General features: G+C 65.3%; 1 pseudogene. It reads right to left on the minus strand.

Annotated features, from left to right (window positions below):
* A pseudogene (locus A9Z05_RS37405) lies at window positions 1-308 on the minus strand (MFS transporter); the annotation flags it as partial.

Consider the following 308-nt stretch of genomic DNA (forward strand, 5'->3'; position numbering starts at 1 on the left):
GATCAGCAGCGCGATCGCGATCAGGATGTTCGCGCTGGCGCCGTCGACCTTCAGCGTCTGCGTGAGGAAGAACAGCGCGTAGAACTGGCCCGTGTACCAGACGACGGCCTGGCCGGCCGTCAGGCCGATGAGCGCGAGGATCACGATCTTCAGGTTCTTCCACTGGCCGAACGCTTCGGTCAGCGGCGCCTTCGACGTCTTGCCTTCCGCCTTGATGCGCAGGAACACCGGCGATTCGTTCAGCTGCAGCCGGATCCACACCGACACCGCGAGCAGCAGGATCGACGCGACGAACGGCACGCGCCAGC

The sequence above is a fragment of the Burkholderia sp. A2 genome, assembly GCF_001729305.1.
Classification (GTDB): domain Bacteria; phylum Pseudomonadota; class Gammaproteobacteria; order Burkholderiales; family Burkholderiaceae; genus Burkholderia; species Burkholderia sola.